Genomic DNA, 23,385 nt, shown 5'->3' with positions numbered 1-23,385 from the left:
CGGCAGCCGGAAAGTGACCGGAGGGGCGTTGGCCCGGAGGGCGTTGGCTGCTTTGGCGATGTCCCCAAAGGCGCCTATGGAAGGACGTCCATCAGTTCGCTTTCTCCAACTCGCCCCGCGCCTTCGCCGCCGCAACCTGGCGAATGGCGTCGGTGAGCGTGTCAACGTCTTGAGCGCCCATCACCGCATACTTGCCCTCAAGCAGAAAGCACGGCACTCCCGTGATACCCATGCGCGAAGCAGTGGCGATTTCGGTGCGCACCGCCTCGACATCGGCGTCCGTCGGCAAAAGCGTCTCGACGACGGACGCATCCATGTCGGCCTCGCGGGCGGCGTTGATCAGCACGACATGATCGCCGAGATTGGCGCCTTCCTCGAAATTCAACTGGAACAGACGTCGAACCAGCCGGTTCTGCATGACCTCGCCGGCGGCACCAGCCCAACGGATGAGGCGGTGCGCGTCCAGCGTGTTGGGCGCAACCTTGATGGCGGCGAAGGCGAAGTTGATGCCCTCGGCCTCCCCCAATGGCTCGATGCGGGCGTGGATCTCGCTGACGCGTTCGTCACTGCCGAATTTGGCCATCATGTATTCGCGGCGATCCTTGCCTTCGGGCGGGATGGTTGGGTCGAGCTGGAACGGCCGCCAGCGAGTATGCACCTCGACCTCGTTTGCCGCGGCGATCGCCTTGTCGAGCCGCTTCTGGCCGATGAAGCACCAGGGGCAGACGACGTCGGAGACCACATCGACGGTAATCGACTTCTCGTCGCTCATCTTGATCTCCTGTTCCGAAGAGGTCACTTCGGCTTGCGCCACCATGTTGGCAGTCGATAACCGGATATGGGGGTCTTTCGCGGATGTTCCAGATAGCTCCAGTAGGCGAGCCATTGCTGCGTGTTGTGCTGCATCGGAACCATGTAGTGGCCGGAGATCAACAACCTGTCGAGGACCCGGACGGCGGCAACATAATCTTCGCGGCTGCGGGCGTCGACCATCGCCTCGAGTGCTGCATCTATCGCCGGATCGGCGACGCCGGCAAGGTTGAACGACCCTTCGGCATTGGCGGCAGCTGATCCCCAGCGCCCGAACTGCTCGATGCCCGGCGACAGCGAGTTCTCGAAGCCGCTGGCGCCGATCAGCACCTCGAAATTGAAACGTTGCTTGCGTGACTGGATCTGGTCGCCGTCAAGGCTGCGGATGGTGACATCGATGCCGATCTTCGCAAGCGTGCGCTGGTAGATGGCGGCAAGGCGCTCTTCGTTCTGGGAGGCGGTCAGGATCTCGAAGCCGAAGGGTTTCCCCTCGGGATCGAGCATCACTCCATCCTGCAGGGCATAGCCCGCGCCCTTGAATATGTCGAAGGCAGCTTTCAGCACCCTGCGGTCCTGGCCCGAGCCGTCGGTGACAGGTGGCCGCCAGGTGCCGTCCATGACATCGGCCGGCACACGACCCGGGTAGGGTGCCAGGAGCGCCTTTTCCCTGTCGTCGGCCGGATGGCCGAGTGCCGACAGCTCGGAATTCTGCCAATAGCTCATGGTGCGCATGTACTTGCCGCCAAACAGGTTCTTGTTGGCCCATTCGAAGTCGTAGAGCATGCCGAGTGCGCGTCGAACCACCGGATTGGAGAACTTCTGCAGCCGCGTGTTGAACAGGAACCCAGTCACCACTGGCGGGATGCCGGTGTCGAAATTTTCGGCGATCACGTCGCCCTTGTGGAAGGCCGGGAAGTCGAGATCGCGCTCGCGCTTGACCGGATCGCTGTCGTCAGCGATAGCGCAGATGCCTTTCTTGAAAGCTTCCAGCTTGGCGTTGGCGTTGAGAAAATATTCGATGGTGATCTGGTCGTAATTGTCGAAACCGCGCTTGGCGGGGATGTCCTTGCCCCAATAATTCGGGTTGCGCTTGAACACGATGCGCTGGCCAGGCGCCACGTGCGCCACGGTGTAAGGGCCGCTGCCGATCACCGGTTTCAGGGTGGTCCTGTCGAAGGTCGCCTTGTCGAAAGCGTGCTTCGGCACGATCGGCGTCATCGCGATAACCAACGGAGTCTCGCGATTAGCCTTGTCGTTGAATGTAAAGCGCACGCTGCGGTCGCCGGTCTTTTCCAGTTTGGCGACCATGCTCATGCGGGCGCTGTAGGGTGGCCGGCCTTTCTCGGTAAAGACGTCGTAGGTGAACAGCACGTCTTCCGCAGTCACCGGTTGGCCATCAGACCATTTGGCCCTCGGATCGAGGTGGAATTCGATGCTCTTGCGCTCCGGATCCATGTCGGCAGTGTCGGCAAGCAGGCCGTAAAGACTGAAGGCCTCATCGTCATTGCGCTGCATCAACGGCTCGAAGACGAGATTGCCGAAAATCCTGTCGATCATGCCGCGTGCCGTCGTGCGCAGGCTTTTCAGGATGAAAGGGTTGAGATTGTCGAAGCTGCCAACGACGCAATAGGTGATGCTGTCGCCCTTCGGCGCATCGGGATTGACGTAGTTGAAATGCGCATAGTCGGCCGGCAGCGCCGGCTCGCCCTGCATGGCGATCGCGTGTTTCGGCTCCGACAAGGCCGGCTGGGGCGAAAGGGTGATAATCGCGGCGATCAGCCAAACAAGAACGCGGCCCATGACCGTCTCCTTACCGGGTCGGCTTGATGATTCGGAGCGCACCCTAACATGAGCCGACCGCCTCCCGGTCAATCGCGAGCTCAAGAATTGCTGACATCAGGCTGGATTCGGCACCGCTTGCAGTGTAACACGCCGTTCGAAGTCATTCTGTTGCCTCATTTCGGCAACAGTTAGCTGGACCACACGGCGCGAAGAAGCCGGTCCCGGGATCATTTGAGAGGAAGTGCACGATATGACGAGCCTGAACAGCAACGCGTACCGCCTGTCGGTCATGGCCGCTGGCGTGGTCGGCTTTTTGGGCGCACAGCTTCCCGCTGCTCTCGCGCAGCAGCAACAGCAGATTCCGCAGGGCTGGTTCAAAGCCTGCACCAAGCAGGAAGACGTCGACATCTGCAATGTCCAGAACATCACCACTGCCGGCAACGGCCAGCTCGTCACCGGCGTCAGCCTGATCGAATTGAAGGGCAAGGTAAACCGCAAGGTGTTCCAGGTGACGGTTCCGAGCGGTCGCCTGATTCCTCCCGGCATTGGCCTCCAGATCGACACCGCGAAGGCGCAGAAGCTCGACTATGTGATCTGCTTCCCCGACCGCTGCGTGGCGGAAGTGCCGCTGACCGATCAGCTCATCAGTTCCTTCAAGAAGGGTTCGAACCTGACGCTGACCTCAGTCAATTTCCAGAACCAGCCGAACCCGATCAAGGTCGCTCTGACCGGCTTCAGCGGCGCCTTCGACGGGCCGCCGCTGCAGCAGTCGGACATCGAGGATCGGCAGAAGAAGCTTCAGGATTTCGTTGCCAAGAACAACCAGGACTTCGCCAAGAAGCTCAAGGAAGAACAGGACAAGGCGAAGACCGCCAACTGATTCCTGAGCAAACAAGACAATTTCTCAAGCCAACAAAAAGCGGGGTCATGCCCCGCCTTTTTGTTCCGTCCGGCCATTTCTTGATCCCACGAGGCCCGCAATCGCGTCAGGTCCCCGCGATTTTCGTCAAGTCCCCGCGATTTTCGTCAGGTCAATGTCTTGACTGGCGTCTCGGCTCGTAGCGTCCGTCCGGCCTCTTGTCGAACATCTCGCCGATCTCCGGATGCCGCACCGGTTCGCCAGACCGGTCCTCGAGCAGGTTCTGCTCAGACACATAGGCGATGTATTCCGTTTCCGAATTCTCGGCGAGCAAGTGGTAGAAGGGCTGGTCCTTGCGCGGCCGCACATCCACCGGGATCGCCTCGTACCATTCGTCGGTGTTGGCGAATTGCGGGTCGACATCGAAAATGATGCCGCGGAACGGAAACAGCCGGTGGCGGACCACCTGTCCGATCGAAAATTTGGCTGTTTTCATCATGGTACTCACCACTAAGTCCTAGAGTGCCGCGTCCCTGGAATGCGCAAAGACTCCCTAAGACCTTGAATTTACGCGTTACGCTTCAAAAAATCGAGCCCGACTTATGGCTGATACCTGACCTATTTGACGCAGACGCCGCATGATTTCAATGCCGAACGCTTGACGCCCCGCCAAGCTACGGGCCAGCCCGCCCTGTGCTAGCGCCGGATCTGTTTCCTTAAGCCGCCGGCGAGCGCTGCAAAACCACTGCCGGGCCGCAGCCCCTCGCGCATGAAAAAGGCGCGGAGCGGCGCGAATCCGCCGAGCACGCCAAGGCCAGCACTGCGCGCCATCTGTGCCGGCAGCATCTGCGAGAGCAGCGATTTGTTGAGCAGGTTGACCGCATTGCTGCGCGCCAGGATGTCGGGCCGGCGCTTGAAATCATAGGCTGCGAGGGCCTTGACGGCGCCCGGATCATCCCTGTTTTTGCAAGCAATTCCAACCAGATCATCGATATCCCTGATACCAAGGTTGAGACCTTGCGCGCCGATCGGCGGAAACACATGGGCGGCTTCGCTGACAAGTGCCACCCGGTTGCGCGCGAAGCACCGCGGCGTCACGCCGGAAAGCTGGTAGACCTGCCGCCCGGGTTCGACGGAAACCCGGCCCAGCATCGATTGCATCCGCTGTTCGACCCGCATCGAAAGCGCCGCGTCGTCCAGTGCGGCGAGTTCCTTCGCCGTTTCCGGCTCTACCACCCAGACAAGGCTCGACCGATTGCCGGGCAGGGGAACCTGGGTGAACGGGCCGGTCTCGGTGTGGAACTCGGTCGAAGTGAACGCGTGGTCGCTGCGGTGGCCGAAATTGAGAACCAATGCCGCCTGCGGATAGGACCGCGCCGACGTCGAGATGCCGGCAGCCTCGCGGGCCGGCGACAAACGGCCATCGGCAGCGACGGCCAGCGATGCCGTGATCTCGCTGCCGTCAGACAGCATCGCATGCGCATGGTCGCCCTCGAGGCGCCAGGTCTCTACCATCGCTTTTCGCCATTCGATGCCGGAATGGGCGGCAACAACACGGGCAAGTGCGGGGTTGAGCGCACTGTTGGGTAAATTCAGTCCGAACTGCTCCTCGCCGATTTCGCTGGCGCGGAAAATGACCACCGGGCTGCGGATCAGCCGGCTGGTTGCATCGACGATGCGCATCACCTTCAGCGGTGCGGCCTGGGACCTCACCGCATCGAGCACGCCCAACCGTTCGAGGATCTTCAGGGCCGGGTTCATCAAGGCCGTCGTGCGGCCGTCCTGGCCATTTGTCTCGGGACCGACGAGCGTCACGGGAAAGCCGGCGTCTGCGAAACCAAGCGCTGCAATCAGCCCTGCCGGGCCACTGCCGGCAACCAGTATCCGTGCTGTTTCCCGACGGTCCAATTCGGCTTCCCGGTTGCGATGCGAGGCGGTCGGTCAGACCTGATGAGCATATAGATCAGATCATGCGGCTTGATCAACGCGGCGATTCAGCCCATTCGATTGCCATGACCGCCGAAGACCATGGTTTCAGTCATCTCGACCGTTTCGGCCGCGCCGCGGCGAGCGTCTCGCGCAATCCTCGACTGGCGGTGAACATCGTTTTGGGCGCAGCCGTCGTCCTGGCATGGCTGCTGCTTGGCGCCATGGCCATACGTGGCGCCGAAAGCCGGGTTCCGGGCATCGATGCACCCGGCGACACGATGCTCAGGTACCTGCCGGGGCTGCCGCTGCCGGATTTTCTCGAGCGCTTCTTCAGCCTTTGTCTTGCACCTGCGCCGCTCGACAGGGGCGTCGGCGCGCAGGCCGGAGTGCTCATCGTCATGTGGTTCCTGATGGCGGTCGCCACCATGCTGCCTTCGGCGGCGCCGATGATCCGCACCTATTGCGAGATTGCCGATACCGCGCGGATCAAAGGCGAAGCGGTCGTCCATCCGCTGATCCTGGTCGCCGGTTACCTCAGCGTGTGGTTGGCTGCGTCGGCAATGTTTGCGGCACTGACGCTCATCGTTCACGCCCTCGCTTCATCTGTGCAGATGCTCGATCCGGTGGTCGGAGCGACAGGAGCGGCTGCGCTTCTGGTTGCTGGCCTCTATCAGTTCAGCGGCCTGAAGGAAGCCTGCCTGACAAAATGCAAAAGCCCGTTCTCGATCCTGTTTTCGAACTGGAGCGCGAGGCCCGGCCGCATTTTTCGGCTCGGCATCGAGCAGGGTGTCTGGTGCCTCGGCTGCTGCTGGGCGCTGATGCTGGTGATGTTCGCCGTCGGTGTCATGAACGTGTTCTGGTTGGCGTTGATCGGCCTGTTCACCTTGATCGAAAAACAGACGGCGGGCAGGCTGCCAACCCGGATCGCCGGTGCGATACTGCTTGTCTGGGCAACCGCCCTGCTAGTAGTCTCGGCATAGGGAGAGAATTCTATGGCGGATCAAGGCTGGGCAATGAAAGGAGAGTTGGTGCTCTCCTGCAATTGCACGGTTTTTTGTCCTTGCGTGCTGTCTCTCGGCAGTCATCCGCCGACCGAGGGCTATTGCCAGACCTGGGCGGGGTTCCGCATCGATGCCGGCCATTTCGGCGAGGTCGAGCTGTCCGGCCTCAATCTTGGGCTGGTCATGGAAATCCCCGGCTACATGAGCCGCGGCAACTGGACCGCCGGACTGTTCATCGACAAGCGCGCCTCAGTCTACGCGGTAAAGGCGCTGACCAGGATTTTTACCGGCAAGGCTGGCGGGACCACCTCGCTGCTCTCCATCCTGGTCGGAAAGTTCCTCGGCGTCGAGCAGGCGCCGATCACTTATGAGACGCGCGACAGGACGCGGATCTTCCAGATCCCGAAGATCATCGATGGAGCGGTGACGCCGATTTCCGGCAAGGACCGCGACAAGGATACGGTGATCAGCAATTCGGAGTACTGGATCGCACCGGAAATCATCGTCGCCAGGTCCGACAAGAGCAAGATGCGGGCCTTCGGTCGCAACTGGAATTTTGCCGGCCGCTCGGCCGAAATCTGCAAGCTGGACTGGCGGGGCCCGTGAGCAAAAAAACAACGGCCAGAAAAATCACGGCCGGAAAAATCACGGCCAGGAAAATCGCCGACAAGATTCCGAGGCCGAAGAAGAAAGTCACATGGCCGCAGGCGCGCGCATTTTCGGTTCATCTGCTGACCGCATCGGGCTCGTTCCTGGCGTTCCTGTCGCTGGTTGCGGCGAGCGAGCAGCGCTGGACGGCGATGTTCTGGTGGCTGGGGCTGGCGCTGTTCGTCGACGGCATCGACGGGCCGATCGCCAGGAAGCTCGAGGTCAAGGAAATCCTGCCGACGTGGTCGGGCGAACTCCTCGACAACATCATCGATTACGTCACCTATGTGCTGATACCGGCCTTCGCGCTTTACCAGCGCGGCTTCATGGGTGAGGGCCTGTCGTTCCTGTCGGCGGCGATCATCGTCGTGTCGAGCGCGATCTATTATGCCGACACCGGGATGAAGACCAAGGAAAATTTCTTCAAGGGTTTTCCCGTGGTCTGGAACATGGTGGTGTTCACGCTGTTCGTCATCGAGCCGGGACAATGGGTTTCCTTCGCCGTGGTCGTGGTGGCCGGCATCCTGACCTTTGTGCCGATCAATTTCATCCACCCGGTGCGGGTGGCGCGGCTGCGGCCGATCAACCTTGGCATGACGCTGCTATGGTGCGCTTTCGGAGCGCTGGCGCTGGCGCAGGCAGCTCTTGCCGCCTTCTACGACCAGATCGGCGTCCTGGGCGAGCAGGTGAGTGTCTTCACCAAGATCGGCATCACGGTCACCGGACTTTACCTCGCATGCATCGGCGGTATCATGCAGCTCTTTCCAACGCTCGGCGCCAAGAAAACCTGATCCCATAGAGTCTGGTCCCAAGAGAGCCTCATCAATGTCCAAAGCAATACGCATCCACGCCCATGGCGGTCCGGAGGTCCTGACCTATGAGGACGCCGATCCGGGCCAACCCGGCTCGGGGCAAATACTGGTCAGGCACACGGCGATCGGCCTCAATTTCATCGACGTCTATCATCGCTCCGGCCTTTACCCGCCGCCAGGCGGTTTCCCGCTGATACCCGGCAGCGAGGCGGCCGGGGTGGTCGTGGAAGTGGGCGCGGATATCGACTGGCTGAAGCCGGGCGATCGCGTCGCCTACGCCGTGACGACTGGCGCCTATGCCGAGCAGCGCGTGATCGCGGCCGATCGCGTCGTCAAGGTGCCGGACGGTATCAGCGACGAACAGGCGGCCGCCATGATGCTGAAAGGGATGACGGCGGAATATCTGCTGCGCCGTACCTTCAAGGTGAAGGCGGGCGACACGATCCTGTTTCACGCGGCGGCCGGCGGTGTCGGGCTGATCCTCGGCCAATGGGCCAAGCATCTTGGCGCAACCGTGATCGGCACCGCCAGCTCCGCCGACAAGATCGAGCTCGCCAGGGCGCATGGCTTCGACCACGTCATCAACTACCGCGAGCAGGACTTCGTCGCCGGCGTCCTCGCCATCACCGGCGGCAAGAAGTGCGACGTCGTCTATGATTCGGTCGGCAACGACACCTTTCCGGCCTCGCTCGACTGCCTGAGGCCGCTCGGCATGTTCGCCAGCTTCGGTCAATCGTCGGGACCGGTCCCGCCGTTCAGCATGTCATTGCTGGCGCAGAAAGGTTCGCTGTTCGCAACCCGTCCGACGCTGTTCGTCTACAACGCCAGGCGCGAAGACCTGGAGGCGTCCGCCGCCGCGCTGTTCGAAATCGTGCTCAGCGGCGCGGTCAAGATCAAGATCAATCAGCGTTACGCGCTCCAGGATGCCGGCAGGGCGCATTCCGACCTCGAAGGCCGCAGGACGACCGGGACAACCATTCTTGTCCCCTGAGCCTTGCCATCGCTTTGAGCGACGTGCGTCCACTTGGACGCACAAAAGCACGCTCTGACATTTTGAACCCACGCATCGTGCTTTCCGAAAATCGATTTCGATTTTCGGGCCGATGCGTTAGGTTTCCGCTGAAATTCTTGAAGCTCTTTCAAGACGGGTGCCGCTTTGCGACGACAGCAGGCCGCGCATACCATGCCTGCGGGAACACAGAACATATCTGGCAAACCAGATGGGAGGCACCGTGAGTGCAAATCAGGACGACGCCAACCTGCTTGAGGTTCGTGGCCTTACCAAGACGTTCGGCACACTGACAGCGTGCGACGATATCGATCTCACCGTCGCAAAAGGCGAAATCCATGCGTTGCTCGGCGAGAACGGCGCCGGCAAGTCGACGCTCGTCAAAATGCTGTTCGGAACGCTGGAGCCCAATTCGGGCGAGATTTTCTGGAACTGCCAGGCGGTCAAGATCACCAATCCCGGCTTTGCGAAGAAGCTTGGCATCGGCATGGTGTTCCAGCATTTTTCGCTGTTCGAGGCACTGACGGCGGCCGAGAACATCGCGCTGTCGCTGGACGACGGTTCGCCGATCAGCACGATTGCCGCGAAGGCGAGGGCGCTTTCCTATAGCTACGGCCTGCCGCTCGATCCGCAATCGCTGGTCGGCGACCTCTCGGTCGGTGAGCGCCAGCGTATCGAGATCATCCGCTGTCTGCTGCAGACGCCACAACTCATCATCCTCGACGAGCCGACCTCGGTGCTGACGCCGCAGGAAGCCGACAAGCTGTTCGAGACGCTCGAACGGCTGCGCTCGGAAGGAAAGTCCATCCTCTACATTTCGCACCGGCTGGAAGAGGTCAAGCGTATCTGCGACCGCGCCACCGTGCTGCGCCACGGCAAGGTGGTTGGCCATTGCAATCCGCGCAAGGAGACCGCGGCATCGCTGGCCCGCATGATGGTCGGCAACGACGTGCAGGCCGTGGTGCGCGCGCCGGCCCAGGGTATCGAGACCGCGCAGCCGCTGCTTGAAATCCGCGCGCTCAGCCGCAAGCCGGCAACGCCGTTCTCGATCCCGCTCAGAAACATCAACCTGACCGTACGCGCCGGCGAAGTGATCGGCATTGCAGGCGTCGCCGGCAACGGCCAGGGCGAGTTCTTCGAATCCGTTTCCGGCGAGGTGCCGCAGCAGGATGCCGCCTCGGTACGCATCCGCGGCAAGGACGCCGGCGGCCTCAGCATCACCGGCAGGCGGCTGATGGGCGCTGCCTTCGTGCCGGAAGAGCGGCTCGGCCACGGTGCAGCACCGCGTATGAAGCTTTCGGAAAACCTGCTGCTGTCGCGCCATGCCACGGACGGCAAGGTGTTTGTCGGCGCCGGCGGAATGGTCAAAAGCGATGCGATCTATGCCGCTGCCCAACGCATCATCAAGGCGATGGATGTGCGCAAGAGCGCTGCGGACCCGGAGGCGGCAGCGCTTTCAGGCGGCAATCTGCAGAAATTCATCGTCGGCCGCGAACTCGACCGCAGACCAAGCGTCATGGTCGTCAATCAGCCGACCTGGGGCGTCGACGCCGGTGCGGCCGCCCATATCAGGCAGACGCTGATCGAATTGGCGCGCAGCGGCTCGGCAGTGCTGGTCATCAGCCAGGATCTCGACGAATTGTTCGAGATATCCGACGCGATCGCGGTGATGCACAATGGTGAATTGTCGAAGCCATTGCCGATCGCCGAGGCCACATTCGAAAAGATCGGACTGCTGATGGGCGGGGCCGAGCCGGGCCACGCCGAACACGCTCTGGAGACGTCATGATGCGCCTCGAACTCGTCAAACGGCCGCAGCGCTCGATGCTGTTCTCGGCGCTGTCGCCCTTCATTGCATTCGTGCTGACGATCATTGCCGGCGCCATCCTGTTCGCGCTGCTTGGCGTCAATCCCTTGAAGGCGTTCCAGATCTACTTCCTCGAGCCTGTCAGTCAGGTCTGGCAGCTGCATGAGCTGGCGATCAAGGCGGCACCGCTCATCCTGATCGGGGTAGGCCTGTCGGTTTGCTACAGAGCCAACATCTGGAACATCGGCGCGGAAGGCCAGTTCATCCTGGGCGGCATCGTCGGCTCGAGCGTTCCGGTGCTGTTTCCACAGTTTGAAGGGCCTCTGGTGCTGCCGCTGATGCTGCTGTTCGGCATGGTCGGCGGTGCCGCCTACGCCGCCATTCCCGCCCTGCTCAAGGCGCGCTTCAACACCAACGAGATCCTGACCAGCCTGATGCTGGTCTATGTCGCGCAGCTGTTCCTCGACTGGCTGGTGCGCGGGCCGTGGCGCGATCCGAAGGGTTTCAATTTCCCGCAGACGATACAGTTCAACGACTCGGCGATATTGCCGGAACTGATGCCGGCCTCCGGCCGTGCCAATTGGGGTTTCGTGTTCGCGCTGGTCGCGGCGGTGCTGGTCTGGATCCTGATGAGCCGCATGCTGAAAGGCTTTGAGGTCCGCGTGCTCGGCTCAAGCCCCAGGGCAGGGCGCTTCGCCGGCTTCGGCATCAACCGGATGGTGTTCTTCGCCTTCATGCTGTCGGGGGCACTGGCTGGACTTGCCGGCATCTCCGAAGTCTCCGGCGCCATCGGCCAGCTGCAGCCGGTGATTTCGCCCGGCTACGGCTTTGCCGCCATCATCGTGGCGTTCCTCGGCCGGCTCAATCCATTAGGCATTGTCGCGGCGGGCCTGGTGCTGGCGCTGACCTATCTTGGCGGCGAGGCGGTGCAAAGCGCGCTCGGCATCTCCGACAAGGTGGCGCGCGTGTTCCAGGGCATGCTCCTGTTCTTCGTGCTCGGCTGCGACACGCTCATTCACTACCGCATTCGTCTGATCGGCCTGGCTGCGCCGACGCTTGAAGCCACGCCGAAGCTGGAGGAGGCCCGCTGATGGACATCACCGTCAACATTCTTTTGACCATCGCAACCGCGGCGACGCCTTTGCTGATCGCGGCGATTGGCGAGCTGGTGGTCGAACGTTCCGGCGTGCTCAATCTCGGCGTCGAAGGCATGATGATCATGGGGGCGGTCGGCGGTTTCGGCGCCGGCTATCTCACCGGATCGCCATGGATCGGGTTGTTGGCGGCGATCGCCCTGGGTGCGGTGTTTTCACTGCTGTTCGCCGTCATGACCTTGTCGCTGGCCACCAACCAGGTGGCGACCGGCCTGTCGCTGACACTGCTCGGCCTGGGGCTTTCCGGCATGATGGGCACCAGCTTTGTCGGCCAGCCCGGCGCGAGGCTGCCAAACCTCGACATTCCCGGCCTGACGGCGATGCCCGTCATCGGCAGGTTGTTGTTCGGCCAGGACCCGATCTTCTACATCTCGATTGCATTGACCGCCGCCGTCATGTGGTTCCTGTTCAAGACCCGCACCGGGCTGACGCTGCGCTCGATCGGCGACAGCCACACATCGGCCCATGCGCTTGGCATCGAGGTCATCCGCTACCGCTATCTGGCGGTGGTCTTCGGCGGCGCCTGTGCGGGCCTTGCCGGAGGGCACCTGTCGCTGGTCTATACGCCGCAATGGGTGGAGAACATGACCGCCGGACGCGGCTGGATCGCGCTGGCGCTGGTCGTGTTCGCATCATGGCGGCCATGGCGGGTGCTGGCGGGCGCCTATATCTTCGGCGCGGTCTGGATCGGCCAGCTTCATGCACAGGCTTTTGGCATTCCGGTTCCCTCGCAACTGCTTTCTTCGTTGCCCTATCTGGCAACCATCGTGGTTCTCGTTCTAATCTCGCGCAACAAGCGTTTGACGATGACGAACACACCGGCTTCCTTGGGGCAGCCATTCGTTCCGGATCGCTGACGATAAAAAGACAAACGGGAAGCTCCAAGGCTTAACTCAGAGAGGTAACACGATGAAAAAACTACTTATTGCGCTGATGACCGCGGCGGCGGCATTGTCGCTGGCGGCGACCGCCGAAGCGCAGGAAAAGCTGAAAGCCTGTTGGGTCTATACCGGACCTATTGGCGATTTCGGCTATTCGTACCAGCATGACCAGGGCCGCCTGGACGTGGAGAAGGCGCTCGGCGACAAGATCGAAACCGCTTATCTGGAGAACGTCTCCGAGGGTCCCGATGCCGATCGTGCCTTCGAGCGCCTGGCGCGCGAAGGATGCAAGATCATTTTCGGCACGTCCTTCGGCTTCATGGACCCCGAAGTAAAGGTCGCCAAAAAATTCCCCGACGTGATGTTCGAACACGCGACCGGCTACAAGACATCAGAAAACCTCGGCATCTACAACGCACGTTTCTACGAAGGCCGCTACATCCTCGGCCAGATCGCCGCCAAGCAATCGAAGTCGGGCGTCGCCGGCTACATCGTTTCGTTCCCGATTCCCGAGGTGGTGATGGGTATCAATTCCTTCATGCTCGGCGCCCAGTCGATCAAGCCGGATTTCAAGGCGAAGATCGTCTGGATCAATTCATGGTTCGATCCGGGCAAGGAAGCCGATGCCGCCAAGGCTCTGTTCGACCAGGGCGCCGACATCATCGTCCAGCACACCGACTCGACCGCTGCCCTGCAAGTCGCCGAAGAGCGCGGACTGCAGGGCTTCGGCCAGTCTTCGGACATGATCAAGTTCGCCCCCAAGGCGCAGTTGACCTCGATCGTCGACGATTGGGGGCCGTATTATATCGGCCGGGTGAAGGCCGCGCTCGACGGCACCTGGAAACCCGGCAATGTCTGGCTGGGCATCAAGGACGGCGCCGTTAAAATGGCCCCTTACACCAACATGCCCGACGACGTGAAGGCGATGGCGGAAGCCACCGAGAAGAAGATCGTCGAAGGATGGAACCCGTTCACCGGGCCGATTGCCAAGCAGGATGGCACGCCGTGGCTGAAGGAAGGCGAAGTCGCCGACGACCCGACGCTGCTCGGCATGAACTTCTACGTCAAGGGCGTCGACGACAAGCTGCCGCAGTAAGCGCAAGCTGGGCCAAAATCTTGACAGGAAGGGCGCCGCGCGGCGCCCTTTCGTTTAGCAAGAGCCCGAAATCGGGATCGATTTCCGGAAGGGCCATGCGCAAAATCAGGTGTTATGCGGCGTCGTCCTTTGCCGCCCGAAAGGACGCGGCGCCGTAGTGCGAGATGCGGTCAGACCGCTGAGCCGTAAAGATCGTAAGCGTCGGCACGGTCGATCTTGACGGTGACGACATCGCCGGCGCGCAACGGACGCCGCGACTGGATATGCACCGAGCCGTCGATTTCGGGTGCGTCGTATTTAGTGCGGCCCTTCGCCGAGGTGCCATGCGCCTCGTCGATCAGCACTGGCAGACGCTTGCCGACCTTCCTGGCGAGCTGCGTCGCCGAGATCTTCTGCTGACACTGCATGAAACGGTGCCAGCGCGCCTCCTTGATTTCCTGCGGAACCTGTTCGAGGCCGAGGTCGTTGGAGCGGGCGCCCCTGACCGGCTCGTATTTGAAGCAGCCGGCGCGGTCGATCCTGGCTTCGTCCAGCCAGTCGAGCAGCATCTCGAAATCGTCGTCCGTCTCGCCGGGGAAGCCGACGATGAAGGTGGAGCGGATCGCCAGATCCGGACAGATTTCGCGCCAGCCGCGAATACGGTCGAGCGTCTTTTCGCCATGGGCGGGCCGGCGCATGTTCTTCAGCACTCGCGGCGAGGCGTGCTGGAACGGGATGTCCAGATAGGGAAGGATCTTTCCTTCGGCCATCAGCGGGATAACATCGGCGACATGCGGGTAGGGGTAGACATAGTGCATGCGTACCCAGACGCCGAGCTTGCCGAGTTCCTCCGACAGATCGAGGAATTTGGCCCGCACTTCGCGATCGCCGAACATGCTGGTCTGGTATTTGATGTCGATGCCGTAGGCGCTGGTGTCCTGCGAGATGACCAGGATTTCCTTGACGCCGGCCTTGGCCAGTTTCTCGGCCTCGCGCAGCACGTCGGCCGCCGGCCGCGAGACGAGATCGCCGCGCAGCGCCGGGATGATGCAGAAGGTGCAGCGGTTGTTGCAGCCCTCCGAAATCTTGAGATAGGCATAGTGGCGCGGCGTGAGCTTGACGCCTTGCGGCGGCAAAAGGTCGACATAGGGATCGTGGCTCGGGGGCGCGGCTTCATGCACCGCAGCCATCACGCTCTCGTAGGCCTGCGGACCGGTGATGGCGAGAACGTTGGGATGTTTTTCGCGGATGACGTCCGGTTCGGCGCCGAGACAGCCGGTGACGATGACCCTGCCGTTCTCCGAAAGGGCGGAGCCGATGGCGTTGAGCGATTCATCGCGAGCCGAATCGAGAAAGCCGCAGGTGTTGACGACGACCAGATCGGCGCCGTCATGCTTGCGCGCGATCTCATAGCCCTCCGCGCGCAGGCGGGTGATGATGCGCTCCGAGTCCACGAGGGCTTTCGGGCATCCAAGGCTGACGAAACTGACGCGAGGGGCGGACATTTGCGGTTTCCAATGGACGCGGGCCGGAAACCCTTAGGCCCGGCCCGGAAGTCTCGATGCGTGTTGATCTTTTGAACTTTCGCAGAAGCTCAATTTGCACGGCGCAATAGCATAGTTCCTCAATCAGGCAAACCGAGGAATGGGCAAACCGGGAACGGCTTGGCGCCTCGGGCGGACCCGCAGTGCCAAGATTTCAATGACCGCCCGGCCCGAACCAGGGCGCCAGGAACGCAAACTGTTCGGGCCACTGCTGCACAGCACCATCCAGAAACATCTTAACCGCAACGTAGAAAATGATCACCAGGCCGATATAGGCGATCCAGCGGTACTTATGCAGGAGGCGTGCGACGAACGAAGCGGCGAAGCCCATCAGTGCGATCGACAGCGCCAAACCGATGATCAGGACCGTGGGGTGGTCCATCGCCGCGCCGGCGACGGCAAGGACGTTGTCGAGAGACATCGAAACGTCGGCAATGACGATCTGCCAGGCTGCCTGAGCAAAAGTCTTGCGCGGTCCCTTGCCGCTAATCGTCCCGCTTTTGTCGTAATCGACATTCGACAACGCTTCCGTTGCGTCATGCTCCTGCTCGTGGCTGACACGCAATTCGCGCCACATCTTCCAGCACACCCAAAGCAGCAGCAGGCCGCCGGCGATGAGGAGAATGGGGCCGATGGTGAGAAGCCACTGGGTGATCAGGGCAAAGAAGATGCGAAGCAGGGTGGCCGCCAGAATGCCGACGAGAATCGCCTTCTTGCGCTGATCCGTCGGCAGGCCTGCCGCAGCAAGGCCGATGACGATGGCATTGTCGCCGGCAAGCACAAGGTCGATGGCAATGACCTGGAGCAGGGCCGCGAGGCCGGCGGCGGTAAAAATTTCCATCGGCAGGAATTTCCTTGCTTGGTCGCCAATCGTCCGCCGAACGCCTAACTTGTATGGTTCCCGCGCGTCAAGGCTCGATGGACGGCAAACTGCCAGTCGCGGTCGAAATCGCCAGCAGCCGGGAAAATCCGCCAATCGAACGACGCCCCGCTCGTCTGGACGCAGCAGAGCCCGCGCCCACAGCGTAGGACACAATCCAGGGTTGACGCGCAGAGGGCAGGGTTGAAGCGCGCCGCCACCGCAATAGATTTCGGGTACCGAAGAGTACGGTGCCTTGAAAATGTTCCTCAACAGGAGAGGCTCGTGACGTCTGACGACAACACACCCTTCCTTTCCGGAGCGCCAATCCTTTCCGGGGCAATCGGGGAATACCGCGAGTTCGATCCTGCCGCCGCGCTCGCAGGGCATTTCCAGTGTGCCTGGTCAAATACATTGCGACCGGACGCGGCATTGCGACCGAACGCGGGGAGCCTGTCGGCCGTGGTCCCCGACGGCTGCGTCGACATCACCTGGATCGACGGCGAACTGGTCGTGGCCGGCCCCGACGTGGCGGTTGCCCTCTCTAGGCTGACTTCAGGCTCCACGGTGATCGGCGCCCGCTTCCGACCGGGTGCGGCAAGCCGCTGGCTCGGCCTGCCGATGTCGGAAATCGTCGGCGGCCGGGTGGCGCTCAGCCATTTCTGGGGAGCGCTGGCGCGCGAAATCGCCCAAAAAATTGGCGATGCGTCCTCGACGGTCGAGCGGATGCGGGCGATGCAGGCGGCACTCTGCAGGCTTGCGCAAAATGTCGAGCCGCCGCCCGCGGACATGGGATTTACCTTCAACGCACTGAAAACCGAATCCGCCGGTCCGGGCATGGCGGTGATCCTCGACCGGCTCGATGTCAGCCCGCGAACGCTTCGCCGCCGCTGCCAGGAAGCTTTCGGCTATGGTCCGAAGACGCTCGACCGCATTCTCCGCTTCCAGCGGTTCCTGAACCTGGCGCGGCAGTCCACCGAGCCGCGCCTGGCCGATCTTGCGTTCGAGGCGGGTTATTGCGACCAGGCGCATCTGACGCGCGAGGTGCGGCGCCTGTCGGGGTTCTCGCCGGCGACGGTTCTGCGACAGCTCGCTGGCTGAGCTGGCCGTTTCGTTCAATACGCCACAGCCAACGCCGCCTAATCTGCCTTCGTTGAAAGGAGGCAGACATGACGATCTACCAATCTCGCAACATTACCGTGTCCATCGACCGGGACTGGCGCGAAGTCTATGACTTCGCCTCCATCCCTGAGAATTTCCAGCGCTGGGCGGCGGGCCTCGGCAGGCGCTTCGAAAAATCGGGCGAGGAATGGACCGCGGAGACCCCCGACGGCCGGCCCATCCGCATCCGCTTCTCCCGGCCGAACGAATTCGGCGTCCTCGATCACATCGTCTTTGCCGAGGACATCGTCTTTGGCGAAGACATCGCCTTTGGCGAAGACAGGGAAACCCGCAATGCGGTGCGCGTGGTTCCTAACGGGACCGGCGCGGAGGTCATGTTCGTGCTGTTGAGGACGCCGGACATGACGCAGGAGATATTCGCTGCCGACGCCGAGGCCGTGCAGCGCGACCTCAACACACTGAAGGCAATGCTCGAACGCTGAGCATCCAAATGCACGAAAGGAGAAGACCATGGCCAGATCCAGCAACGACAAGCGCATCGATTATGTCGAGTTTTCCGTCGGCGACATCGCGCGTTCGCGTGGCTTCTACGGCAAGGCCTTCGGCTGGTCCTTCAAGGATTATGGGCCGAGCTATTGTGAGTTCAACGACGGGCGGCTGACCGGCGGCTTCGCTCTCGGTGGCCAGAGCAGGGCGGCAGGCGGGCCGCTGGTGATCCTTTATGCCGACAAGCTCGACGAGACCCAGCGCCATGTCGAGGAAGCCGGCGGAAAGGTCGTCAAGCCCGCCTATTCCTTCCCGGGCGGCCGCCGCTTCCACTTCTCCGATCTGGACGGTTATGAGCTGGCCGTGTGGTCGGACAAGTGAAGAAGGTGAGGCGCCGAGCCGAGCCCGGCGCCTCTTTCGAATGGTGTGGGGCCGAATGGTTTAGGCGAGCCCATCGGACTTAATGCCGCTCTTGGCGTCAGCCGCGGAGATTGAACACTGGCCGGGCGGGCCACGATCCGATTGCGCGGCTGGTGGCCTGCGCTGAACCCCTTTGAAGATGCCTGCCACTGCTGTTGTAACAAATCATTTTCGCATCGTATAAGGCTGGCCCGAGGACCATCGCATACCGCACGGCGCATGACGGAACCGACACGAACGACAATACGGCAACGGCTGTATGCTTTTCTGATTGCAGGCCTGGGCGGGCTGGCCGCATCGGCAATCTCGTTTTCAATGACGCTCTACGAAGCTGCCCACCCACCAAGGACGCCGGTTGTGCAGGCGGGCCAGCAAATCGATGCCGGTCGCTGGTTTGTGACCTTGCGAACGGCACGTGTCGGAACCGTTCCGCCGACAGCCGTTCCGCCATCGCGGCCCGTGCAGCTTGTGATGGTGGATATGGATGTGGTGAACCGTTCCGCCACTCCCAACAACGTGCTCCATCGCGTCGTCACGCTCAGCGCGCCGGCGCAAAAGCTGCCGATGCCAACGGTTTATCTCAAGCGTGACAAGTACCTGGCGGGATATTTCAATCCCAACATGCCGGAACGCCTGACCATGGCCTGGGAGTGGCCGGCCGGTGTGCCCGTGCCCGACAAGGTGACGATCACCGTCACCGGCCAGATCTACAAGTTGCGCGACAATGTCTACGGTGCAAGCGGGTGGTTCGAACGTGATCCCGTTGCGACGGTCGATCTGCCGGTAGAGAAGGCGCCATGATACGCATGTTGCGTTCGGCGCTGGCGCTGCTGTTGGCTGCCGCCGTGCTCTACGGCATGCAGCATACGCGTCCGCTGTACAGCGACATTACATCGCCGATAGTCGCTTCGGGCGGCATGAACAAGCGTGTGGAGGCCCGCGCCTTCGCGCTTTCGCTGGACAGCGCCAGGGTGGCGCGTGTTCTCAACGTCGAGACCTACGGCAAGTCAAAGACCTACACGAGTTCCGGCGTATGGGTTGTGGTCTAATGCGAGGCCGAAGCGAAATTCAAGTCCCTGGGTCTCACGTCGGGCGAGTGGCTGAGCCGCAGCGGCATCCGTTATGTCCTGACCGACCGCTTGTGGGCGACGATCGAAATGATGCCGGGCGATGTCTACCAGCCCGGGCTGCCACGCCGGGTCCTTCTGGTGTTCGAAGTGCCGGAGGATGCTGTCGCCGGCGGGACCGTCGTGGTCGCACCTACAAAATTGCTGCCGCTCGACGACGAGATCCGCATCGCCACGACTATTTCCGGCAAGGACATCGAGCCGGCGATCACCTTACGCCGCAACGAAGAAAGGCCGCCATGGACAGTTCTCCCGCAAAGGTGAGGTCAACGCGGCGAGGCTACTGGCTGAGCACGATGGCGCTGGTGGTCGCACTGCCTGCCGCGTTGGCCGTGCAGACGTGGGGAAGCATCAAGGACTGGCGTTCTCAACATCTGCGCCAGCCGCTATCTGCGAGCCTGGGACAGCCGATCGACTATGCCGGCGCCAGCTGGACCGTGACACGCTTCACCAGACTGGCAGGCAGCGCGGGAAGCGCCGTCGTGCTTGCCGAATTCGAAGCTCTCGCTGCCGACCCGAAAGCGCTCGGCTCGATACCTTGCGAGGTGCGGCTTTCCGATGGGAGCGGTCGCGAATGGCGGCCAACCCTGTTTGCCGATCCGGTGGTCAGGAAGCAGTATCCGGAGGCCGAGCAACGGTCCCAGTGCGGCGGCATGGCATTCGCGGCGACGGAGCCCGGCAAACCGGCACGGATGGCTGCCAGTTTTTCGATCCCACCTGCGGCGAGCGGCCTCAGGCTGTCGATCGCCCTCTACTCGGCGCTGCCGAGTTATCTCAGCGTCGGCGAGCCGCGGACCTGACGCCCTTGTCTGCGCCAGCCATGGCGACCGCGGTCTCGAGCACGGCTGCAAGCAGCGCGACCCGGACCGCGTCGAGCAGGATTCCGCCGTCGAGTTCGCTTGGGCTGCCGATGAACAGGCTGATGGCATCGGCGAAGATCTGCCAGGTCGCGAGATCGTGCGCTCCGATCAGCCTCGTCAGTCCATACCATGTCCAGGCGCCGGCCCAGGAGATGGCCTGATAGGCAATGACGAAGGTGACAAGCGTGGCCAGGCCGGCACTGAGCGTCAGCTTGACGCAGGTCCAGACCGGCGAATAGCGGCTGCGGTAACCGCCAACGAAGTGAGACGCGAAATCCTTCAGCCACTTCTGCCAGGAGGTCGCTTGGGATGGCGCAGGACCGGAAGCGGCCGGCGCGGAAAGCTCATAGCCGTTGATGATCGCTGCCATCACCAGCCAGACAATCGGCAGCAACGCGAAAAAGAACAGATTCTGAAGCTGCTCGCCGAAGGGAAGCGGCCGGAACTCCACGGGAACGAACTGGCCGGCCGCGGCCGCCTGAGTTATCGGCGCAAGCAAATCGAGGCTGAGTTGTTGCAAAGCGGCGCCTGCGCCAAGCCAGCGGATGAACTGGTCCTTCCATACGCCGAGCGCATAAAGGCCGATGAAGACCCAGGTTGCGTCCGTCGCCACGATCAGCAGCCGCCAGTAGGGGTGAGACGCGCCCGCATCCAGTCGCTTGGCGGCAAAACGCACCAGCCAGCATATGACGATCGACAGCGCCACGCCGCTTGACTGAAGAATGGCGAAGATGTCGACGCTCTTGCCGAACTCGGCCTGGGCGAGCGCCATGCGCGAATATTCGCGAACCGTATCGCCAAGAAAACCCCAGGCGGCGTAATAGGCGAAGAAAGGCAGGATCGCAGCGGCGGTAATCGCCAGGACCGGCTCCCGTTTCATTTCGTCCACTGTCTTTTTGGCTTTTTGCCTCAGTGCCGCCACCGCCGGCATATGCGGCCGGAGCACCACGAACATCATGACCAGCACCGTCAGCTTGGCGAGGACCACCAGCGACAGCATGACCATTCCGCCCAGCGGGAATTGCAGGCCGATCGTCACGGCGCCCTGAAGCAGCAGACCACGAGCGATCATGCCCAGGCAGCCGACAAGCAATAGCTGCGGCCAGCACTGGACAAGCAACCGCGCGGTTAATGCAAGCGGCCGAAAAATGTCCTCAATTGCCGTGGTCAAATTCAAACCACCTGGAGTTGAATACGATCGGAGGCCCTTGCAGGCGATGGGAGCTGCGGTTCAACCATGGCGTTCGGCCTCCGTCAAATAAGTTCATGGCGCAGCCATGCTCGGCCAAGTTGTTTCCGGGCGATCGGGGATCCTATCATCTTCCAAATCAATTCATCAATTCGCCAAAACCCTTTGGAATCACAGGGAAGTCGAACCTGGCTCTTAACCGCATAAGCAGCGTTGAGTTATTGCCATGCCCCATGCGCAGTCAATAGCTTGTGCTTTTCGAAGATCGCCAGTTTCTGCGGATAAGTGATCCGCACCTTGGCGTTGCACCCGCCGCATTTGAAGTGGGCGATCGTTTTCAGCGCAGAGCCCTTCCTTACCGCCGGATGCGAGCAATCCGGACAAGCGAATGTGAGGGCAACATCAGACAGGTCTTCGGCCAAACCCATTTCCATCTCCTTCGCAAGCGCTGTGGCTACACTCTGGCGAGACTCAAAAGGCAATTACGATGCCAATCCGGCTGTGCCAAAGCGGGACAAGAACGATTCGTCAGGGAAAGCCGCCAAGCTAGCGCGCCTGTTCTGCGCCCTTTGGACGACGAAGCGACCTGACCTCCTCCAGCAGTTCGCGCTCACTGGTCGTAATGTTTCGGAAGATTGCGACAATCATCACCGCCAAGGCTTCGGCATCCCGGCTCAAAGGGTCGATGTGTTCATCTGCGCAAACCTGATCGTACACGCGTTCACAAATAGCCAGATCGTGAGGGCTGAGGCGGGTGCGATTGAAACGCCGGTGCGGCATTGCGAACCTTCAAGGCTCGCTGCCCGTGCAAAAGAAGCGGGCCTTTGCACAAACGCGAACCGTCGAGTGGTTGTTCCCGGCTGCAAGCTTCTGTTGCACAGACCAACGGCAGGATCCGCGTCTCGGCTCCTTGCGATTACGCCAAAGTGGCCTTCGTGGTATGACGTATAAATTCGTCTGTGGTCGTCATTTGACGACTGTTCAAAGCGGTATCCGTTGAGCATTCTCAGCGCCAAGCGCGGGGCCGGAGATGTTTTTCAAACAGAATCCACAGAATCCAATGGATCATATAGCGGACGATCCCATTATCCGCTGCGATATCGCAGATCGAGTATTAAAGGCCGCCGAGAGCGATGGGAATCTCCCGATTGCGTGGCGCGTGTACAGATCGCCGCAAGTTGCAGAAAAAACCCGTCAAACCCGCGCGTCTGCTGGTCCAATGCATGTTGCGCGAAAGCATGCCCTCGGGCCTGACACTGGGCCTGACACGAGGGTGCGCAGCCGAGCGGCCGGCGCCGCTTGGGGGGCGTGGGGTAAGAACGCTTGACGGCGCCGGCCAGGCGGATTGGGGGGTCCGCCACCGCTGGATAGTATCGATCTTGGCAAATCAAGTAATTCCGTTATCGCGGAATGTCAGGAGCTGGTCGACAACGCTCAGTCTTTTGCATCGTCATTGTCTTGCACAGAGCCATCGTTTTCATCCGCCGGGCTTTCATACCCGGCCAGCTGCCGGTCGGCCACTTCTTTGGCGAGGCCCACCAGGGCGTCGACCTCTTGCATCCGGTCCACATGACCGCCATTGGCGACGTGTTTCCGGATCCTCTTCAGTTGGTCAGAGGTTCGTCGCAACGTTTCGGCGATTGACAGCTTCTTGGCCACACCTGCATCTCCTGTCCCAACCAACCATCCAGAAGAGCAAGCGTTCCGGCGCGAAACCGTTTGCGGCAAAAAAAGTCGATACGCCATCGACCCGCTCGATACAGCCCCTCTCAACTGCGAACAGGCTGTCCCGGCATCAAAAGGTGCGCCGCAATGGGTCAACACGTCTGGCACCGCAATTGCATGGGCATCGATGGGGGGCGAATGGGGGCCCCGCCGCTTGAGCGGCGGGGCTTTTTTGCGTTTTCGGCCAACACCCTTCAGCCGCAGGTGCTGCACGATCTCGCCAAAGATGATGCCTCTGATGTGCTTGTTGGTTCTAATCCTGGAAGTCCGCGCCTTCCATTGAGCA

26 protein-coding genes are annotated in these 23,385 nt (G+C 61.6%); 16 read left to right on the top strand and 10 right to left on the bottom strand.

What is annotated here, in order from left to right; genetic code table 11:
* Positions 1-91 precede the first annotated feature (91 nt).
* Both AC0L3H_RS16965 and AC0L3H_RS16960 read right to left on the bottom strand, forming a co-directional pair.
* On the bottom strand, positions 92-772 hold the full coding sequence (locus AC0L3H_RS16965; protein ID WP_473586235.1) for a DsbA family oxidoreductase: 681 nt from the start codon (positions 770-772) through the stop codon (positions 92-94).
* A 23-nt stretch (positions 773-795) separates the two neighbouring features.
* Positions 796-2,610, bottom strand: a complete 1,815-nt coding sequence (locus tag AC0L3H_RS16960; protein WP_473586234.1) for an extracellular solute-binding protein — start codon at positions 2,608-2,610, stop codon at positions 796-798.
* Positions 2,611-2,842: 232 nt separating this feature from the next.
* Here AC0L3H_RS16960 and AC0L3H_RS16955 point away from each other — a divergent pair, with 232 nt between their 5' ends.
* A complete protein-coding gene (locus AC0L3H_RS16955; protein ID WP_023801844.1) occupies positions 2,843-3,472 on the top strand; it encodes an invasion associated locus B family protein in 630 nt (209 codons plus the stop codon).
* Positions 3,473-3,623: 151 nt separating this feature from the next.
* Here the strand turns inward: AC0L3H_RS16955 and hspQ are convergent, their stop codons facing one another.
* Entirely contained in the window at positions 3,624-3,947 is a 324-nt protein-coding gene (gene hspQ, locus AC0L3H_RS16950) for a heat shock protein HspQ (RefSeq protein ID WP_473586290.1), read from the bottom strand.
* Between the two features lie 200 nt (positions 3,948-4,147).
* The gene (locus AC0L3H_RS16945; protein ID WP_473586233.1) at positions 4,148-5,359 is read right to left on the bottom strand and encodes a UbiH/UbiF family hydroxylase; all 1,212 of its coding nucleotides are present in this window, start codon (positions 5,357-5,359) and stop codon (positions 4,148-4,150) included.
* Positions 5,360-5,421: 62 nt separating this feature from the next.
* On the opposite strand from AC0L3H_RS16945, the gene AC0L3H_RS16940 reads away from it, so the two are divergent.
* The 8 genes from AC0L3H_RS16940 to AC0L3H_RS16905 all read left to right on the top strand — a co-directional run bounded on the left by AC0L3H_RS16940 (position 5,422) and on the right by AC0L3H_RS16905 (position 13,788).
* Positions 5,422-6,360, top strand: a complete 939-nt coding sequence (locus tag AC0L3H_RS16940; protein WP_473586232.1) for a DUF2182 domain-containing protein — start codon at positions 5,422-5,424, stop codon at positions 6,358-6,360.
* A gap of 12 nt (positions 6,361-6,372) precedes the next feature.
* On the top strand, positions 6,373-6,987 hold the full coding sequence (locus AC0L3H_RS16935; RefSeq protein WP_023801840.1) for a DUF1326 domain-containing protein: 615 nt from the start codon (positions 6,373-6,375) through the stop codon (positions 6,985-6,987).
* A complete protein-coding gene (pcsA, locus tag AC0L3H_RS16930) occupies positions 6,984-7,820 on the top strand; it encodes a phosphatidylcholine synthase (RefSeq protein WP_023801839.1) in 837 nt (278 codons plus the stop codon). The genes AC0L3H_RS16935 and pcsA overlap by 4 nt, the downstream gene beginning before the upstream one ends.
* Before the next feature lie 34 nt (positions 7,821-7,854).
* Positions 7,855-8,832 carry a quinone oxidoreductase family protein gene (locus tag AC0L3H_RS16925; protein ID WP_473586231.1) on the top strand — a complete coding sequence of 326 codons (978 nt, stop codon included), beginning with the start codon at positions 7,855-7,857 and terminating at the stop codon, positions 8,830-8,832.
* A 229-nt stretch (positions 8,833-9,061) separates the two neighbouring features.
* Positions 9,062-10,639: an ABC transporter ATP-binding protein gene (locus tag AC0L3H_RS16920; RefSeq protein ID WP_473586230.1), complete on the top strand. Its 1,578-nt coding sequence runs from the start codon at positions 9,062-9,064 to the stop codon at positions 10,637-10,639.
* Positions 10,636-11,748: an ABC transporter permease gene (locus tag AC0L3H_RS16915; RefSeq protein WP_473586229.1), complete on the top strand. Its 1,113-nt coding sequence runs from the start codon at positions 10,636-10,638 to the stop codon at positions 11,746-11,748. The genes AC0L3H_RS16920 and AC0L3H_RS16915 overlap by 4 nt, the downstream gene beginning before the upstream one ends.
* Entirely contained in the window at positions 11,748-12,668 is a 921-nt protein-coding gene (locus AC0L3H_RS16910; RefSeq protein ID WP_473586228.1) for an ABC transporter permease, read from the top strand. The genes AC0L3H_RS16915 and AC0L3H_RS16910 overlap by 1 nt, the downstream gene beginning before the upstream one ends.
* A 52-nt stretch (positions 12,669-12,720) precedes the next feature.
* The gene (locus tag AC0L3H_RS16905; RefSeq protein ID WP_473586227.1) at positions 12,721-13,788 is read left to right on the top strand and encodes a BMP family ABC transporter substrate-binding protein; all 1,068 of its coding nucleotides are present in this window, start codon (positions 12,721-12,723) and stop codon (positions 13,786-13,788) included.
* Between the two features lie 170 nt (positions 13,789-13,958).
* Here AC0L3H_RS16905 and rimO read toward each other — a convergent pair whose 3' ends face one another.
* Entirely contained in the window at positions 13,959-15,272 is a 1,314-nt protein-coding gene (gene rimO, locus AC0L3H_RS16900; RefSeq protein WP_473586226.1) for a 30S ribosomal protein S12 methylthiotransferase RimO, read from the bottom strand.
* A gap of 193 nt (positions 15,273-15,465) precedes the next feature.
* A complete protein-coding gene (locus AC0L3H_RS16895; RefSeq protein ID WP_473586225.1) occupies positions 15,466-16,152 on the bottom strand; it encodes a TerC family protein in 687 nt (228 codons plus the stop codon).
* 303 nt (positions 16,153-16,455) lie between these two features.
* Here AC0L3H_RS16895 and AC0L3H_RS16890 point away from each other — a divergent pair, with 303 nt between their 5' ends.
* The 7 genes from AC0L3H_RS16890 (at position 16,456) to AC0L3H_RS16860 (ending at position 20,125) form a co-directional block, all read left to right on the top strand.
* Entirely contained in the window at positions 16,456-17,271 is an 816-nt protein-coding gene (locus AC0L3H_RS16890) for a helix-turn-helix domain-containing protein (RefSeq protein ID WP_473586224.1), read from the top strand.
* 68 nt (positions 17,272-17,339) lie between these two features.
* The gene (locus tag AC0L3H_RS16885; RefSeq protein ID WP_473586223.1) at positions 17,340-17,774 is read left to right on the top strand and encodes an SRPBCC family protein; all 435 of its coding nucleotides are present in this window, start codon (positions 17,340-17,342) and stop codon (positions 17,772-17,774) included.
* Between the two features lie 28 nt (positions 17,775-17,802).
* On the top strand, positions 17,803-18,159 hold the full coding sequence (locus AC0L3H_RS16880; RefSeq protein WP_473586222.1) for a VOC family protein: 357 nt from the start codon (positions 17,803-17,805) through the stop codon (positions 18,157-18,159).
* 258 nt (positions 18,160-18,417) lie between these two features.
* The gene (locus AC0L3H_RS16875; protein WP_473586221.1) at positions 18,418-18,999 is read left to right on the top strand and encodes a hypothetical protein; all 582 of its coding nucleotides are present in this window, start codon (positions 18,418-18,420) and stop codon (positions 18,997-18,999) included.
* Entirely contained in the window at positions 18,996-19,247 is a 252-nt protein-coding gene (locus AC0L3H_RS16870; RefSeq protein WP_473586220.1) for a hypothetical protein, read from the top strand. Before AC0L3H_RS16875 ends, AC0L3H_RS16870 begins: the two co-directional genes overlap by 4 nt.
* A gap of 108 nt (positions 19,248-19,355) precedes the next feature.
* Positions 19,356-19,589: a hypothetical protein gene (locus AC0L3H_RS16865; protein ID WP_473586219.1), complete on the top strand. Its 234-nt coding sequence runs from the start codon at positions 19,356-19,358 to the stop codon at positions 19,587-19,589.
* Complete coding sequence (locus AC0L3H_RS16860) at positions 19,565-20,125, top strand: hypothetical protein (RefSeq protein WP_473586218.1); 561 nt, start codon at positions 19,565-19,567, stop codon at positions 20,123-20,125. Before AC0L3H_RS16865 ends, AC0L3H_RS16860 begins: the two co-directional genes overlap by 25 nt.
* Here AC0L3H_RS16860 and AC0L3H_RS16855 read toward each other — a convergent pair.
* The 4 genes from AC0L3H_RS16855 to AC0L3H_RS16840 all read right to left on the bottom strand — a co-directional run bounded on the left by AC0L3H_RS16855 (position 20,100) and on the right by AC0L3H_RS16840 (position 23,033).
* A complete protein-coding gene (locus AC0L3H_RS16855; RefSeq protein ID WP_473586217.1) occupies positions 20,100-21,257 on the bottom strand; it encodes a hypothetical protein in 1,158 nt (385 codons plus the stop codon). The two genes, AC0L3H_RS16860 and AC0L3H_RS16855, sit on opposite strands and share 26 nt — an antisense overlap.
* Positions 21,258-21,592: 335 nt before the next feature.
* Positions 21,593-21,802, bottom strand: coding sequence for a hypothetical protein (locus AC0L3H_RS16850; protein ID WP_473586216.1), 210 nt, complete (start codon positions 21,800-21,802; stop codon positions 21,593-21,595).
* A 118-nt stretch (positions 21,803-21,920) separates the two neighbouring features.
* Positions 21,921-22,154: a hypothetical protein gene (locus AC0L3H_RS16845; RefSeq protein ID WP_027151722.1), complete on the bottom strand. Its 234-nt coding sequence runs from the start codon at positions 22,152-22,154 to the stop codon at positions 21,921-21,923.
* Between the two features lie 654 nt (positions 22,155-22,808).
* Positions 22,809-23,033, bottom strand: a complete 225-nt coding sequence (locus AC0L3H_RS16840) for a hypothetical protein (protein ID WP_473586215.1) — start codon at positions 23,031-23,033, stop codon at positions 22,809-22,811.
* Positions 23,034-23,385 lie beyond the last annotated feature (352 nt).

It is taken from the genome of Mesorhizobium sp. WSM4816 (assembly GCF_055811535.1).
The sequence above is the reverse complement of the archived record's forward strand: the minus strand, read 5'-3'. Positions and strand labels throughout refer to the sequence as shown.

Bases quoted from the DNA above. Each gene is read 5' to 3' on its own strand.
- AC0L3H_RS16965 (WP_473586235.1), bottom strand. From the start codon at position 772: ATGAGCGACGAGAAGTCGATTACCGTCGATGTGGTCTCCGACGTCGTC.
- AC0L3H_RS16915 (WP_473586229.1), top strand. From the start codon at position 10,636: ATGATGCGCCTCGAACTCGTCAAACGGCCGCAGCGCTCGATGCTGTTC.
- AC0L3H_RS16845 (WP_027151722.1), bottom strand. From the start codon at position 22,154: ATGCCGCACCGGCGTTTCAATCGCACCCGCCTCAGCCCTCACGATCTG.
- AC0L3H_RS16865 (WP_473586219.1), top strand. From the start codon at position 19,356: ATGATGCCGGGCGATGTCTACCAGCCCGGGCTGCCACGCCGGGTCCTT.
- AC0L3H_RS16955 (WP_023801844.1), top strand. From the start codon at position 2,843: ATGACGAGCCTGAACAGCAACGCGTACCGCCTGTCGGTCATGGCCGCT.
- AC0L3H_RS16960 (WP_473586234.1), bottom strand. From the start codon at position 2,610: ATGGGCCGCGTTCTTGTTTGGCTGATCGCCGCGATTATCACCCTTTCG.
- AC0L3H_RS16935 (WP_023801840.1), top strand. From the start codon at position 6,373: ATGGCGGATCAAGGCTGGGCAATGAAAGGAGAGTTGGTGCTCTCCTGC.
- AC0L3H_RS16855 (WP_473586217.1), bottom strand. From the start codon at position 21,257: ATGATCGCTCGTGGTCTGCTGCTTCAGGGCGCCGTGACGATCGGCCTG.
- AC0L3H_RS16925 (WP_473586231.1), top strand. From the start codon at position 7,855: ATGTCCAAAGCAATACGCATCCACGCCCATGGCGGTCCGGAGGTCCTG.
- AC0L3H_RS16870 (WP_473586220.1), top strand. From the start codon at position 18,996: ATGATACGCATGTTGCGTTCGGCGCTGGCGCTGCTGTTGGCTGCCGCC.
- AC0L3H_RS16905 (WP_473586227.1), top strand. From the start codon at position 12,721: ATGAAAAAACTACTTATTGCGCTGATGACCGCGGCGGCGGCATTGTCG.
- AC0L3H_RS16880 (WP_473586222.1), top strand. From the start codon at position 17,803: ATGGCCAGATCCAGCAACGACAAGCGCATCGATTATGTCGAGTTTTCC.
- AC0L3H_RS16920 (WP_473586230.1), top strand. From the start codon at position 9,062: ATGGGAGGCACCGTGAGTGCAAATCAGGACGACGCCAACCTGCTTGAG.
- AC0L3H_RS16910 (WP_473586228.1), top strand. From the start codon at position 11,748: ATGGACATCACCGTCAACATTCTTTTGACCATCGCAACCGCGGCGACG.
- hspQ (WP_473586290.1), bottom strand. From the start codon at position 3,947: ATGAAAACAGCCAAATTTTCGATCGGACAGGTGGTCCGCCACCGGCTG.
- AC0L3H_RS16940 (WP_473586232.1), top strand. From the start codon at position 5,422: ATGCGGCTTGATCAACGCGGCGATTCAGCCCATTCGATTGCCATGACC.
- AC0L3H_RS16895 (WP_473586225.1), bottom strand. From the start codon at position 16,152: ATGGAAATTTTTACCGCCGCCGGCCTCGCGGCCCTGCTCCAGGTCATT.
- AC0L3H_RS16875 (WP_473586221.1), top strand. From the start codon at position 18,418: ATGACGGAACCGACACGAACGACAATACGGCAACGGCTGTATGCTTTT.
- AC0L3H_RS16860 (WP_473586218.1), top strand. From the start codon at position 19,565: ATGGACAGTTCTCCCGCAAAGGTGAGGTCAACGCGGCGAGGCTACTGG.
- AC0L3H_RS16850 (WP_473586216.1), bottom strand. From the start codon at position 21,802: ATGGGTTTGGCCGAAGACCTGTCTGATGTTGCCCTCACATTCGCTTGT.
- AC0L3H_RS16885 (WP_473586223.1), top strand. From the start codon at position 17,340: ATGACGATCTACCAATCTCGCAACATTACCGTGTCCATCGACCGGGAC.
- rimO (WP_473586226.1), bottom strand. From the start codon at position 15,272: ATGTCCGCCCCTCGCGTCAGTTTCGTCAGCCTTGGATGCCCGAAAGCC.